At 71.7% G+C, this 13,055-nt stretch carries 16 protein-coding genes; 2 read left to right on the top strand and 14 right to left on the bottom strand.

Annotation, left to right across the window (positions count from 1 at the left end; genetic code table 11):
• Positions 1 to 137 precede the first annotated feature (137 nt).
• Positions 138 to 656 (top strand): YqaA family protein, encoded by a 519-nt coding sequence (locus CLV68_RS13405; protein ID WP_121390643.1) that lies wholly within the window; start codon positions 138 to 140, stop codon positions 654 to 656.
• Positions 657 to 664: 8 nt separating this feature from the next.
• Here CLV68_RS13405 and CLV68_RS13400 read toward each other — a convergent pair whose 3' ends face one another.
• From CLV68_RS13400 to CLV68_RS13340, 14 genes are all read right to left on the bottom strand, one after another.
• A complete protein-coding gene (locus CLV68_RS13400; RefSeq protein WP_121390642.1) occupies positions 665 to 877 on the bottom strand; it encodes a DUF2277 family protein in 213 nt (70 codons plus the stop codon).
• 93 nt (positions 878 to 970) lie between these two features.
• Positions 971 to 1,108 carry a hypothetical protein gene (locus tag CLV68_RS33880; protein WP_170224270.1) on the bottom strand — a complete coding sequence of 46 codons (138 nt, stop codon included), beginning with the start codon at positions 1,106 to 1,108 and terminating at the stop codon, positions 971 to 973.
• 52 nt (positions 1,109 to 1,160) lie between these two features.
• On the bottom strand, positions 1,161 to 1,634 hold the full coding sequence (locus CLV68_RS13395) for a GyrI-like domain-containing protein (RefSeq protein WP_121390641.1): 474 nt from the start codon (positions 1,632 to 1,634) through the stop codon (positions 1,161 to 1,163).
• Between the two features lie 17 nt (positions 1,635 to 1,651).
• Complete coding sequence (locus CLV68_RS13390; protein ID WP_121390640.1) at positions 1,652 to 2,563, bottom strand: RNA polymerase subunit sigma-70; 912 nt, start codon at positions 2,561 to 2,563, stop codon at positions 1,652 to 1,654.
• Entirely contained in the window at positions 2,560 to 3,216 is a 657-nt protein-coding gene (locus CLV68_RS13385) for an alpha/beta fold hydrolase (RefSeq protein ID WP_121390639.1), read from the bottom strand. The genes CLV68_RS13390 and CLV68_RS13385 overlap by 4 nt, the downstream gene beginning before the upstream one ends.
• A 40-nt stretch (positions 3,217 to 3,256) precedes the next feature.
• Positions 3,257 to 3,850 carry a DUF2867 domain-containing protein gene (locus tag CLV68_RS13380; RefSeq protein ID WP_121390638.1) on the bottom strand — a complete coding sequence of 198 codons (594 nt, stop codon included), beginning with the start codon at positions 3,848 to 3,850 and terminating at the stop codon, positions 3,257 to 3,259.
• Positions 3,851 to 3,966: 116 nt separating this feature from the next.
• Positions 3,967 to 4,419, bottom strand: a complete 453-nt coding sequence (locus tag CLV68_RS13375; RefSeq protein WP_121390637.1) for a hypothetical protein — start codon at positions 4,417 to 4,419, stop codon at positions 3,967 to 3,969.
• Positions 4,419 to 5,189, bottom strand: a complete 771-nt coding sequence (gene dapB, locus CLV68_RS13370; RefSeq protein WP_121390636.1) for a 4-hydroxy-tetrahydrodipicolinate reductase — start codon at positions 5,187 to 5,189, stop codon at positions 4,419 to 4,421. The genes CLV68_RS13375 and dapB overlap by 1 nt, the downstream gene beginning before the upstream one ends.
• Positions 5,186 to 6,511 carry a M16 family metallopeptidase gene (locus tag CLV68_RS13365; protein WP_170224367.1) on the bottom strand — a complete coding sequence of 442 codons (1,326 nt, stop codon included), beginning with the start codon at positions 6,509 to 6,511 and terminating at the stop codon, positions 5,186 to 5,188. The genes dapB and CLV68_RS13365 overlap by 4 nt, the downstream gene beginning before the upstream one ends.
• Positions 6,512 to 6,612: 101 nt before the next feature.
• Complete coding sequence (locus CLV68_RS13360) at positions 6,613 to 8,865, bottom strand: polyribonucleotide nucleotidyltransferase (RefSeq protein ID WP_121390634.1); 2,253 nt, start codon at positions 8,863 to 8,865, stop codon at positions 6,613 to 6,615.
• Between the two features lie 272 nt (positions 8,866 to 9,137).
• Positions 9,138 to 9,407: a 30S ribosomal protein S15 gene (gene rpsO, locus CLV68_RS13355; protein ID WP_092778728.1), complete on the bottom strand. Its 270-nt coding sequence runs from the start codon at positions 9,405 to 9,407 to the stop codon at positions 9,138 to 9,140.
• 84 nt (positions 9,408 to 9,491) lie between these two features.
• Complete coding sequence (locus CLV68_RS13350; protein WP_121390633.1) at positions 9,492 to 10,013, bottom strand: 2'-5' RNA ligase family protein; 522 nt, start codon at positions 10,011 to 10,013, stop codon at positions 9,492 to 9,494.
• Positions 10,010 to 10,480 carry a transcriptional regulator gene (locus CLV68_RS13345; RefSeq protein WP_092778726.1) on the bottom strand — a complete coding sequence of 157 codons (471 nt, stop codon included), beginning with the start codon at positions 10,478 to 10,480 and terminating at the stop codon, positions 10,010 to 10,012. Before CLV68_RS13345 ends, CLV68_RS13350 begins: the two co-directional genes overlap by 4 nt.
• 110 nt (positions 10,481 to 10,590) lie before the next feature.
• Positions 10,591 to 11,526: a bifunctional riboflavin kinase/FAD synthetase gene (locus tag CLV68_RS13340; RefSeq protein ID WP_121390632.1), complete on the bottom strand. Its 936-nt coding sequence runs from the start codon at positions 11,524 to 11,526 to the stop codon at positions 10,591 to 10,593.
• Between the two features lie 203 nt (positions 11,527 to 11,729).
• Between CLV68_RS13340 and CLV68_RS13335 the strand changes: the two genes are divergently transcribed.
• Positions 11,730 to 13,055, top strand: coding sequence for an MFS transporter (locus CLV68_RS13335; protein ID WP_121390631.1), 1,326 nt, complete (start codon positions 11,730 to 11,732; stop codon positions 13,053 to 13,055).

Raw genomic sequence — 13,055 nt, 5'->3', positions numbered from 1 at the left:
CGGGACAGGTGCGGCCGAGGGGTGGTGTGGACAACTTCGGCCGCCGGAGGCTTGGGCTCGGGTACCGTCGTTTGTTGATGATGAGACGGGCTTGGTGATGATGAGACGCGCCCGGTGGTGAGGGGAGGGGGTGGCCGGTGCTGGGGTGGCTGTGTGTGACGTTCGGGGTGGCGTTCAGTTCCGCGCTGGTGCCCCTGGTCAGCGTCGAGCTGTTCGTGCTGGGGTTGGCCGCGCAGGAACCGCAGGTGCACTGGCTGGCGTTGGGCGCGGTGGTGGCCGTGGCGCAGGTGCTGGGCAAGCTGCTGTTCTACTTCGCCGCGCGCGGGTGGATCCGCTTACCGGCGTTCCTGCACCGCCACCACGACCGGGAGCGGCCGCTCACCGCCCGCCGCGTGCGCTGGGAGGTGCGCACCAAACGCCTGCGCGACTGGGTCGCCCAGATCCGCGAGCGCTGCGAACGCCACCCCGGCTGGATGTACGGCACCTACAGCGTCAGCTCCGTCTTCGGCCTACCACCGTTCATGGCCATGGTGGTCCTGGCGGGCCTGGTGCGCATGCGCCTCACCGCGTTCATCGGCGTCGGCCTGCTGGGCCGGTTCATCCGCTTCAGCGCGCTGGCCGCCTCGCCCGCGCTCTTCGCGGGCTGGTTCCTGTAACCAGCCGACTACTTGGCGCCGCGAACCACCAACCGGTCCAACAACTCCTGGGTGGCCGCCGTCACCGCCGCCACCGCCGCCTCGAACGCCTCCACGTTGTGCGGCGCGGGCGCCCGGAACCCGGAGATCTTGCGCACGTACTGCAGAGCGGCTGCCCGCACATCGTCATCCCCGACCTCGTCGACGAACGGCGCCCTGAGGGTCTTGATGCTTCGACACATGCCCCCATCATGCCCCGCGGCACCGACAGCCACCCGGTCCACACCGGACCCCGGAGACCGAACCGGCGGGGACCCTGAGGCCCCCGCCGGTCTTCAGTCCTGCTCGGCCACCTCGGTCTCATAGGCGCAGCCGGGGGCGCCGACGTCGTGGAGTTCTCGGCGGCCGGGGATGGCCGAGTAGGTGGGGCACTGGCAGACCCCGGTGGAGTCCTCGACTTCGAATGTGCTCACGATCCGTGTTCTCCGATCGGTGATGACCGGGGGACATGGTAGTGCCACGGCGTCAGTGCCGTACGCGGTATGCCACTTCGGTCCGCCAGTCGGCCAGGTCAGGAACCTCGGCGGGGTCGCTCAGGTAGCTCTCGAAGCGGCCTGCCCAGATACCGTCGGTGACGTCGAACTCGACGCTGGTCGCGGTGGACCACTCGTCGAGCGCGGCGAAGGTCTCGCGGATCCGGTCCGGGTGCCCCCTGTGGATCAGCACCGCGTACTGACCAGCGGGTTTGCTGCCCGCCGCCACCGTGTCGTCACCGGCAACGGCGACCGCGAGCGGCACGCCGACCTCGACGTCGAGCACGTCGTCGGTGACCGAGTGGTACCGGTAGAACAGCGCGCCCGCCGGGGCGAGGTCACGTTCGGTGATCCAGCCGTAGACCTGGCCGATGAGCGCGTTGACCCGGCCCCACTCGGCCAGGGTCGCCTGGGTGCGGATCGACACGTACGGCTGCTCGGCGCGGGTCTCGATGGTCGGTTGCATGGGAGTCCTCTCTCTCGTCACCCGGGTATACGGAGTGGGGACCCGGAACTCATCGGAAGGTCGAACAGCGGGAACAGCAGCGGGTTGAGGTGCGTCTGCGTCGAGCGCACCAGGCCGCCCTCGGTCTGCACGAACAAGATCGCGAACGCCGACCCGTCCGGCGCGTACTGGGCCAGTGCCGGTCCGCCGTTGGCGTTGATCGGCCGCAGTGTCGCGCCCTTGCACGGCGCCTCGGCGTGAGTCAGCACGGCCGCCAGATCAGCCCGGCCGCGCAGCCACCACGTGAACGGCGGCATGGTCATGGTCGCGTCCTCGTGCAGCAGCGCCACCAACCCGGGGACGTCGTGCGCGGTGAACGCGGCGCAGTAGCGGTCCAGCAGGTCCCGGTCGACCTCGGCGGGCTCGGGTGGCGCGGGGAACACGGCCCTGGCCCGCTGCAGGGCGCTGTTGACCGCCGCGACGGAGGTGTCCAGCAGTTCGGCGACCTCTGCGGCTCGCCAGCAGAGCACGTCGCGCAGGATCAGCACGGCCCGCTGGCGCGGCGGCAGGTGCTGCAACGCGGCGACGAAGGCCAACCGCACGGTGTGCCGGGCGATGGTGGCGTCCGCAGGGTCGAGGATCTTGTGGTCGGGCATCGGGTGCACCCACGCCGACTCCGGCAGCGGCTCACCCAACGGCGTCCCCGGCGCTGCGGGAGACCCGGCGGGCACGGCCCGGCGCTGGGGACCGCGGCGCATGTCCAGGCAGGTGTTCGTCGCGATGGCGTACAGCCAGGTCCGCAGCGACCCCCGGCGCTCGTCGAAGGCACCGGTCCAGGCGCGGCTGAACACCTCTTGCACGGCGTCCTCGGCCTCGAAGCCGGACCCGAGCATCCGGTAGCAGTACCCGGTCAGCTCGACCCGGTGCCGCTCGAGGTCGTCCGGGTTCACAGCAGCGCTCGCACCAGCCCGTCGGGGTTGGCCAGCGCGGGCAGGTGACCGCCCGCGATCTCGACCGGCGTGATGCCCAGCCGCTCGCGCAGCAGTTGCCGCTGGAACTCGACCGGGAACAGCCGGTCGTCGATGCTGGCCACCGCCGTTGTCGGCACGTCCGGCCACCGCTCCAGCGGCCACGGCTTCGCGAACGGCGTGTCCGACTGCCCCAGCGGCTCCTCCCGCAGCTCCTCGGGGACGTCGTGCAGGAAGATCTCCACCGGGTCGAACTCCCGGTCCGGGTCGCGACCCTCCCGCAGCTCCTTGGCGCGGCGCACCGGCCGCAGCCCAGAGGTCTCCCACCACTGCCCGCCGCTCTCCCCCGCGACCGGCACCATGGCGTTGACCAGCACGATCCGCGCGACCGGCACCCGCGTCGCCACGATCGGCGCGGTGAACCCGGCCATCGACTGCGCCACCACCACCAGGTCCGAGTACCCGCGCACCGCCGCGACGACCACGTCGGCGTACTCCTCGAACCCCGCCGAGTCGTCCTCGCACGGCAGGTCGGGTGTGATCACGTCGTGCCCGTGCTCACGCAGCCCGGGCACGACCAACCGCCAGTGCCGGTGATCGGACGCGGCGCCGGGCAGCAGGACGTAGGTCGACATGCGGGCCAGGCTAGCCCGCCGCACCGACAAAACGGACGCGTCAGGTCGTCCGGGCCGGTGGCGTCGCCCGCCACGCCTGGCCGAAGTGGCGGATCAGCGGCGGGTAGACGACCAGGTGCCGGAACGGGGCGATGGCCAACATGTAGACCTGTCCGAGTCGGCCGTTCGGTTTGACCAGCACGGCCATCTGGCCCCGGTAGCCGCCTTCGCCGTCGGGGACCCAGGCCAGGTGCATGACCGCGTGCACCGTCCGGTTGGCGACCTCAGCCGCCCACTCGGTCTCGGTCAGGTAGACGGAGGTGAAGGGCCGGTGGGCGAAGGTCGGCCCCGGCGGCGCGGCGAGCAGGTCGGCGGGCAGCCGCTCGCGCAGTGTCTCCACTCGGGAGCCGAGACCGGAGTCCGGTGCGTCCCAACCGAACCACGCGCCCAACCGCCTGCGGACCGCGACCAGCGCACGGGCCACAGGGGACGGGGTGTCGGCGGAATCACGGTTCGCGGCGAGCCGCACCAATCGGGGGAAGTCCTCGGGACCACCGGGAGTGGGCAGGGCCCAGACGTCCTCGAGGTGGAAGTCGGGGGCGATCTCGTGGATGCGCCACGGCCGATGGGTGTGCGCGGTGTCGGGGAGCCTCATGCCGTTGTCTCCGTCCGTCGGGTAGCCCCAAGCCCCAGCCTCGGCCACCAGCAGGCCGTCGCGGCAGACGGCCCCAGAACGAACCGTACCCGCCCGGGCGCCCCGGCCGTCGGCTACTAGCGGGCGGACTCCGTCGCGGACAGTTCAAGGGCCTTGCGCATGGAATCGCGGGCTCGGCCGCGGTCACCGGCGACGTCGTAGGCGACGGCGAGGCGGTACCAGGAGCGCCAGTCCTCCGGGGCTGCCTCGGTTTCCGCGCGGAACTGCTCGAAGAACTCGTCCGCCGCCGAGCGGTCCACCCGGCCGGACGGCATGAGCGGCAAGCCGGAGGTGTCGGGCAAGCCGTCCTCCGCGGCCAGGCGGCGACCAAGGGCCTGGGTGCGGACGCCGAAGCGCAGCGTCGACCAGACCACCCAGGCACCCACCAGGGGCAGCAGCACCACGCCGACGCCGAGGCCGATGGCGACCGCGGAGCCCTCGCGGAACAGGGCCACCGCGCGGCCGCCGAGCAGGACGAAGTAGACGAGCAGCACGGCGGCCAGCAGCAGTGACACCGAACGGGCGGACATCACAGGTCCAGCAGGTTTTCCAGGCCGACGGTGAGCCCGGGGCGGGTCACGATCGCGCGGACGCCGTGCAGGACCCCGGGCATGAAGGACTTGCGGTCCAACGAGTCGTGCCGGATGGTCAGCGTCTCGCCCTCGCCGCCGAACAGGACTTCCTGGTGCGCGACCAAACCGCCCAGCCGGACCGAGTGCACCCGGACCCCGTCCACCGCCGCGCCCCGCGCACCGTCCACTTCGGACGTCGTGGCGTCCGGGACCGGACCGAGCCCGGCGTCGGCGCGGGCCTGCCCCACCAGCCGCGCGGTGTGCGCCGCGGTGCCGGACGGGGCGTCGGCCTTGCGGTTGTGGTGCAGTTCGATGATCTCGACGGTGTCGTAGTAGCGGGCGGCCAGCTGGGCGAACCGCATCGACAGCACCGCGCCGAGGGCGAAGTTCGGCGCGATGAGCACGCCGAGCTCCGGCTTGTCCGCCAGCCACTCCCGCAGCGTGTCCAGCCGGGCGGTGTCGAACCCGGAGGTGCCGACGACCGCGTGCAGGCCGTTGTCGACGCAGTACCGCAGGTTGTCCATGACCACGTCGGGGTGCGTGAAGTCGACGACGACCTGGGCGCCGGACGCACGGACCTCGTCGGCCCAGTCACCGGAGTCGACCTGGGCGACCAACGCGAGGTCGGCGGCACCCTCGACCGCGGCGCACGCCTCGGCGCCCATCCGGCCCCGCGCGCCGAGCACGGCGACCCGGATCAGCTCGTCGGGTACGGCGCAGTTCGTCACTTGCTCACCTCGTGCAGTTGGACCGGGACGTCGTCGGTGTGGTCGTAGGGGCCGACGACCGCGGCGGCCAGCGGCCTGGTCAGCAGCTCGCGGGCGAGCGCGGCCACCTCGTCGGCGGTGACCGCGGCGTAGCGGTCGAGGGTCTGCTCGACGGTCAGGTAGTCGCCGTAGGCGAGCTCGCCCTTGCCGATGCGCGACATCCGGGAACTGGTGTCCTCCAGGCCGAGCACGAGCCCGCCGCGCAGGTTCCCCTTGGCGCGCGCCACCTCCACGTCGGTCAGACCGTCCCTGGCGACCTCGCCGAGCACCTCGCGGACCACCCCGGCGACCTCGCCGAGCCGGTCGGGCTGGCACCCGGTGTAGATGGACAGGTGGCCGGTGTCGGCGTACGCCGCGACCGACGAGTACACCTGGTACGCCAGGCCGCGCTTCTCCCGGACCTCCTGGAACAGCCGGGAGCTCATGCCGCCACCGAGCGCGGCGTTGAGCACGCTCAGGGTGAACCGGCGCTCGTCGTGCCGGTCGAGCGCGCGCACGCCGAGCATCATGTGCGCCTGCTCGGTGTCGTCGGTGTGCAGCACCAGGCGCGGCGCGGAGGACAGGCGGGCCCGCCCGGTGCGCGGCGCCACCGGGAGCTTGTCGCCGACCATCCGGTCGCGCAACGCCTTGCGCACCAGGGTGAGCACGGACTTGTGGTTCACGTTGCCCGCGACAGCGAGGACCATCCGCGGCATCGTGTAGCGGCGGCGGTAGAACCCGTTGAGCGCGGTCCGGCTCATCGCGGTGATCGACTGCTCGGTGCCCAGCACCGGGCGGCCGAGCGGGTGGTCGGCCATCAGCGCGGTGCAGAACGCGTCGTGCAGGAGGTCCTCGGGGTCGTCGTCGCGCATGGCGATCTCCTCGAGCACCACCCCGCGCTCGGTCTCCACGTCGGACTCGGCGCACACCGCGTCGAAGACCACGTCGGACACCAGGTCGATGGCCAGCGGCAGGTCCTCGTCGAGCACGTGCGCGTAGTAGCAGGTGTGCTCCTTCGCGGTGAACGCGTTGAGCTCGCCGCCGACGGCGTCGATCTCCTCGGCGATCTGCGCGGCGCTGCGGCGCGCGGTTCCCTTGAACAGCAGGTGTTCGAGGTAGTGCGCGGCACCGGCGACCGAGTTCGGCTCGTCGCGCGAGCCGACCTGGACCCAGATGCCGACCGACGCGGAGCGCACACCGGGCACGCGTTCGGTGATGACGCGCAGCCCGCCCGGGAGCAGGGTGCGCCGGACCTCGGTGTCACCGTCGCGTTCGAGCAGGACGGTGCTACCGGGCTTCTGCAGGTGGCCGTGGACCCGCTGGGCGGACGGGCGGGCTGGGCTACTGGGTGCGGAACGGCCGCGGGCGCCGTTGGCGCCCGCGGCCGTCACCGGGGAACTGGAACTCACTGGGCGGGAGCCGCCTCAGCCTCGGCGGGGACGACGGACTCGCCGTTCGGGGCGGCGTCGGCCGTGTCCTCCTCGTTGACCAGGACCAGGCTGATCTTGCCGCGCTGGTCGATGTCGGCGATCTCCACGCGGAGCTTGTCGCCGACGTTGACCACGTCCTCGACCTTGTTGACCCGCTTGCCGTTGCCCAGCTTGGAGATGTGCACCAGGCCGTCCTTGCCCGGCAGCAGCGAGACGAACGCGCCGAAGGCGGCGGTCTTGACGACCGTGCCCAGGAACCGCTCGCCGACCTTGGGCAGCTGCGGGTTGGCGATGGCGTTGATCAGACCGATCGCGGCCTCGGCGGACGGGCCGTCCGCGGCACCGACGTAGATCGTGCCGTCGTCCTCGATGGAGATGTCGGCGCCGGTCTGCTCGGTGATCGAGTTGATCATCTTGCCCTTCGGCCCGATCACCTCGCCGATCTTGTCGACCGGGATCTTCACGCTGGTGACCCGCGGCGAGTACGGGCTCATCTCGTCCGGGCCGTCGATGGCCTCGGCCATGACCTCCAGGATGGTGTGCCGCGCGTCGCGGGCCTGGCCGAGGGCCTGGGCCAGCACGTCGGACGGGATGCCGTCGAGCTTGGTGTCGAGCTGCAGCGCGGTGACGAAGTCCTTGGTGCCCGCGACCTTGAAGTCCATGTCGCCGAAGGCGTCCTCGGCGCCGAGGATGTCGGTCAGCGCGACGTAGCGGGTCTCGCCGTCGACCTCATCGGACACCAGACCCATGGCGATACCCGACACCGGAGCCTTGAGCGGCACACCGGCGTTGAGCAGCGACATGGTGGACGCGCAGACCGAGCCCATCGAGGTGGAACCGTTGGAGCTCAACGCCTCCGACACCTGGCGGATGGCGTAGGGGAACTCGTCGCGCTTGGGCAGCACCGGCGCCAGCGCCCGCTCGGCGAGCGCGCCGTGGCCGATCTCGCGGCGCTTGGGCGAGCCCACGCGGCCGGTCTCGCCGGTGGAGAACGGCGGGAAGTTGTAGTGGTGCATGTAGCGCTTGTGCGTCTCAGGCGACAGCGAGTCGATCTGCTGCTCGAGGCGGAGCATGTTCAGCGTGGTGACACCCAGGATCTGGGTCTCGCCGCGCTCGAACAGCGCGGAGCCGTGCGCCCGCGGGATCAGCGCGACCTCGGCGGACAGGCCGCGGATGTCGGTCAGGCCGCGGCCGTCGATGCGGATCTTGTCGCGCAGGATCCGCTGGCGGACCAGCTTCTTGTTCAGCGACCGGAACGCGGCGCCGATCTCCTTCTCGCGGCCGTCGAAGGCACCGCCCTCGACCGCGCCGACCTTCTCCAGCACCAGGGCCTTGACCTCGTCGACGCGGGTCTCGCGCTCCTGCTTGTCGCCGATGGTCAGCGCGGCGGCGAGCTCGTCGCTCACGGCGGCCTCGACCGCGGTGAAGGCGTCGGGCTGGTAGGCCGGGAACGTCGGGTACGGGCGGGTGGCCTTGGCGGCGACCGCGGCCAGCTGGGCCTGCGCGTCGCACAGCGCCCGGATGAACGGCTTGGCGGCCTCGAGACCGGCGGCGACGACCTCCTCGGTCGGCACCTGCGCGCCCTCGGCGATCAGGTCGGTGACGTTCTCGGTCGCCTCGGCCTCGACCATCATGATCGCGACGTCGTCACCGACGACCCGGCCCGCGACGACCATGTCGAACACGGCGGTCTTGAGCTGGTCGTGGGTGGGGAAGGCGACCCACTGGGCACCGATGAGCGCGACCCGCACGCCGCCGATCGGGCCGGAGAACGGCAGACCGGCCAGCTGGGTGGAGGCGGAGGCGGCGTTGATGGCCACCACGTCGTAGAGGTCCTGCGGGTTGAGGCTCTGCACGGTGATCACGACCTGGATCTCGTTGCGCAGACCGTCTACGAAGGACGGGCGCAGCGGCCGGTCGATGAGCCTGCAGGTGAGGATCGCGTCGGTGGACGGGCGACCCTCGCGGCGGAAGAACGCGCCGGGGATGCGGCCCACGGCGTACATGCGCTCCTCGACGTCCACCGTCAGGGGGAAGAAGTCGAACTGGTCCTTCGGCTGCTTGGAGGCGGTCGTCGCCGACAGCAGCATGGTCTCCTCGTCGAGGTAGGCCACGACGCTGCCAGCGGCCTGACGGGCCAACCGGCCGGTCTCGAAGCGGACGGTGCGCGTGCCGTAGGAGCCGTTGTCGATAACGGCCGTGGTCTCGTGCACAGCGATGTCGGTCATGTAGGGATAACTCCTCGTCGTCGGGCCAGCGCGCTACCCGAGCACGGGGTCACGGTTCATGACGAGGCCGGTCTTCGATCGAAGTCCCCGGAGCCCTCATGGCTCGGCGGAGACCACTACCGAGGACCGGCGAACTGGTCCCGTGGCGCGCGGCGTGCTGCCCTGTTGGTTCGCCCGCGGGGTGTGCCGTGGTGGCACGCGCGGGGTGGTGTCGGTTCGGTTTTATGTACCCGGGGGGAGCGACCTGGTGGCCACTCCCCCCGGGGTTCGAGCTATCGGCGCAGGCCGAGTCGCTGGATCAGCGACCGGTAGCGCTCGATGTCCACCTTGGTCAGGTAGTTCAGCAGCCGCCTGCGGCGACCGACCAGCAGCAGCAGTCCGCGCCGCGAGTGGTGGTCGTGCTTGTGCTGCTTGAGGTGCTCGGTGAGGTCCTTGATGCGCTTGGTCAGCAGCGCGATCTGGGCCTCGGGCGATCCGGTGTCCGAGTCGTGCACGCCGTACTCGGTGAGGATCGTCTTCTTCTGCTCGGTGGACAGAGCCACTCGTCAACTCCTCGGTGGTGCCTGTGCCGTGTGGGAGAGTCGGTAACAGCCGCCACGGACCGCAGCCGTACCCAAACGCCAAGGCTAGCACCCTGCCCCCGGGGCGCTCCTGGCGAGCAGGGGCACCCGGGCGAGCGGAGTGTAGGAGCCCCGGTCGCTGGCGTAGAGCACCAACTCGTCGGGGACCCACTCCGGACCCCGGTACCCCCGCAGCTCAGCGGCCATCTCGGCGCCTCGGGTGGTCGGTGTCGACCAGCGCGCGACGGTCACGTGCGGGGTGTAGTCGGGGTGGCCGCCCTCGGCGAAGTCGGCCGCTTCGGCAAGCCTACGCAAGTCCACCGGATCGGGGGTAGCGACTTTCAGCAGGCACACCGCGGCGAAGGTCCCGGAGCCGCTCATCCGCAGCCTGGGGGCGGGCAGCCCGCTCACCCGGTCGGTCAGCCTAGCCAGCCTGCGGTCGGGGTCGTCCGCGCCGTAGTAGCCGACGGTGACGTGCCACAGCTCGCGCGGCGTGGCGCGCAGACCGGGCGGGATGGGTGGTAGGTGCGCCGACAGGTGGTCGGCCACCGGGTCGGGGAGTGGGAAAGCGGAGAACAGCCCGCTCACGTGCGCTTTCCGGCGCGGCGCAGCAGGTCGGCGAGATCGGGGAAGCGGTCGTCGAGCAGCCCGGCCGCCTCGGTGAGGTCCTCGGCACTGGCGAGCCTGCGCAGCGCGAGGATGGCGCTGCGGCCGACGTCGACGGGCAGGTTGTCCCTGGTCACGGCGGGTTTGGAGGCGCGGACGTCGTCGAGGGCGCGCTGCAGCGCCTCCCGGCGGCCGGAGGCCACCTCGGGGGTGAGGATCTTGCGCTCGAGCATGATCAGCCTGGCCAGCACCGCGGGGTTGCCGATCTTGGCCCGGCGGCCGCTCATCACCTGGCTGAGCATGGGCGCGCTGATGCCGAGCACGTCGGCGAGGTTGGCCTGGGAGACGTCGAAGGCCACCACCAGCCTGCGCACCCGGTCACCGAGCGGCTCCCCGTACCACTCGCGCTGCAACGCGATGTTGCGTTGGACGATCTTGTGATCCTCCACCCGCCGCCTCTCCCCTAGTGCCGGTCCGGTCCCCCTGACCGGGTGTATCTTGCCGGCCCACTCGTTCGTTTCGTGGGAGAACCACCAGGATGACCGTCCGCGCCGGACGGTCAGGTCAGCAGGTCCCTGGTCCGCGCGACGTCGAGGTGCATCTGCTCGACCAGCGCCTCGGTGCCGGCGAAGCGCTCCATCGGGCGCAGCCGCTCGACGAAGTCGACCGCGACCCGTTGGCCGTAGAAGTCCTCGTCGACGTCGAGGACGAACGCCTCGACCCGGCGTTCGCGGCCGGAGAAGGTCGGGTTGGTGCCCACCGAGACCGCGGTGGTCAGCGGGGCGCGGTTGTGCCCGTTGAGCAAGGTGAACCGTCCCGCGTAGACACCGTCAGCGGGGACGGCGGCGAAGCGGGGCGTGGACAGGTTGGCGGTCGGGAAGCCGAGTTCGTGGCCGCGGCCGTCGCCGCGCACCACGATGCCCTCCAGGCGGTGCGGGCGCCCCAGGGCGGTGGCGGCGGCGCGCACGTCACCGGCGTCGATGCAGGAGCGGATGTAGGTCGAGGAGAAGGCCAGCTCCCCCGCGGTCACCAGTTCGGCGCCCTCGGTGGTGAAGCCGAACCGCTGGCCGAGGGTGGTCAGCAGCGCCACGTTTCCCGCGGCGCGGTTGCCGAAGGTGAAGTTCTCGCCGACCACCACCGCGGCGGCGTGCAGGCGCTCGACCAGGATCTCGTGCACGAACTCGTCCGGGGCCACCTTGGACAGCTCGGAGGTGAACGGCAGCACGCAGAACGCGTCGACGCCCAGTTCCTCCACCAGCTCCGCCTTGCGGTGCAGGGTGGTCAGCTGGGCCGGGTGGCTGCCGGGGCGGACGACCTCGGAGGGGTGCGGGTCGAAGGTGAGGACCACGCTGGGCAGGTCGCGCTCGGCGGCGAGGGCGACCGCTCGGGAGATCAACTCCTGGTGTCCCCGGTGGACCCCGTCGAACACGCCGATGGTCGCCACACAGCGACCCCAGCCCCCGGGTAGGTCCGCCAGACCGCGCCAACGCTGCACAGCCCCGAGCCTAGTGGGTGCGGGGGTCGGCGGTCGGGCACCGGGTGGGGCAGGCGGGTGGGCGGGTGGGCCGGTCGTGACCTGCCCGGTTCGGGTGTGACCGAACTCCCCGGTTCGGCGGGTGTGCGCGGTCACACGCTTAGCTAGGCTAATAATCGCAGCACCTCCCCCGATGGGTCCGGGTGGACGAGAGGAGCGGGCCGTTGCCAGCCACCGGGCGCAGGGCACTCGCGGTCTGGGCCGCCGCCGTCGCGGTCTACCTGCTCGCGGTGTTCCACCGCACCTCGCTCGGGGTCGCCGGGCTGCAGGCCGCCGACCGGTTCGGCATCACGGCCGCGGAACTGGGCACCTTCACGGTGCTGCAGATCGGGGTCTACGCCGCGATGCAGGTGCCGACCGGGCTGCTCGTCGACCGGTTCGGGCCCCGCCGCGTGCTCACTGCCGCCGCGCTGTTCATGGGACTGGGACAGGTCTTGTTCGCGGTCGCCGCCTCTTACCCACTCGCTCTCGCTGCGCGCGCCGTGCTCGGTCTAGGCGATGCGATGACGTTCGTGAGCGTGCTGCGCGTGGTCGCCGCGCACTACCCACCGCGCAAGTACGCCGTGCTGTCGTCGGTGACCGCCGCGCTCGGGCAAGTGGGGAACCTGTTGGCGACCGTCCCGCTGACCTTCCTGCTGTCCAACGCGGGCTGGTCCTCGACCTTCGCGATCGCGGGCGCGGCCACCGCCGCGTACTCGTTGGTGGTGCTGTTCCGGGTCCGCGACACCCCCGACGGCGAGCAGGAACCCCGGGAGGCGGCGTCGCTGCGGGACGTGGTGGGGCAGGTCCGCGAGGCGTGGCGGGTGCCGGGGACGCGGCTGGGGTTCTGGGTGCACTTCTCGACGATGTTCAGCCCCGGCGTGCTCGGGCTGCTGTGGGGCTTCCCGTACCTGGTGCAGGCGCAGGGCCTCTCGCCTGCGGCGGCCGGGTCGGTGCTGAGCCTGCTGGTCGTGGTGGCGATGGTCACCGGGCCGGTCATCGGGCAGGTGATGGGGCGGTGGCCGGAGAGCCGGGTGCCGATGGTGGCCGGGTTCCTGCTGGCGGCGATGGTGGTGTGGGCGGTGCTGCTCGGCTGGCCGGGCGGGGTGGTCCCGAGGCCGGTCGCCGCGGTGGCGTTCGCGGTCCTCGCGGTCGGCGGCCCGCTCTCCGGGGTCGCGTTCGCGCTGGCCAGGGACTACAACCCGATCCACAGGGTCGGCACGGCCACCGGTGTGGTGAACGTGGGCGGGTTCACGGCCACGACGGTGACCGCGCTCGGCATCGGCCTGCTGATCGGCGGCGACACGGCGTCGGCGGGACCGTCGACGTTCCGGTTCGCGTTCCTGGCCGTCGCGGTCGTGCTGCTGCTCGGCTCGTGGCGCACGCTGGTGTGGTGGCGGCGCGCGCGGGCCGCGGTGTTCGCCGCCGAGACCAGGGGCGACGACGTCCCGGTCCGCATCCGGCGCAAGCCGTGGGACATCCCGGCGGAGCAGGAAGCGGCGGCCTCTTAA

The sequence above is a fragment of the Actinokineospora cianjurensis genome (genome assembly GCF_003663795.1).
GTDB classification, from domain to species: domain Bacteria; phylum Actinomycetota; class Actinomycetes; order Mycobacteriales; family Pseudonocardiaceae; genus Actinokineospora; species Actinokineospora terrae.
This window is presented reverse-complemented; position numbering and strand designations above follow the sequence as displayed.

What these genes read in the sequence shown, in the direction of transcription:
- CLV68_RS13400 (WP_121390642.1), bottom strand. Translation starts at nt 877, where the DNA reads ATGTGTCGAAGCATCAAGACCCTCAGGGCGCCGTTCGTCGACGAGGTC.
- CLV68_RS13395 (WP_121390641.1), bottom strand. Translation starts at nt 1,634, where the DNA reads ATGCAACCGACCATCGAGACCCGCGCCGAGCAGCCGTACGTGTCGATC.
- CLV68_RS13385 (WP_121390639.1), bottom strand. Translation starts at nt 3,216, where the DNA reads ATGTCGACCTACGTCCTGCTGCCCGGCGCCGCGTCCGATCACCGGCAC.
- CLV68_RS13380 (WP_121390638.1), bottom strand. Translation starts at nt 3,850, where the DNA reads ATGAGGCTCCCCGACACCGCGCACACCCATCGGCCGTGGCGCATCCAC.
- CLV68_RS13375 (WP_121390637.1), bottom strand. Translation starts at nt 4,419, where the DNA reads ATGTCCGCCCGTTCGGTGTCACTGCTGCTGGCCGCCGTGCTGCTCGTC.
- CLV68_RS13360 (WP_121390634.1), bottom strand. Translation starts at nt 8,865, where the DNA reads ATGACCGACATCGCTGTGCACGAGACCACGGCCGTTATCGACAACGGC.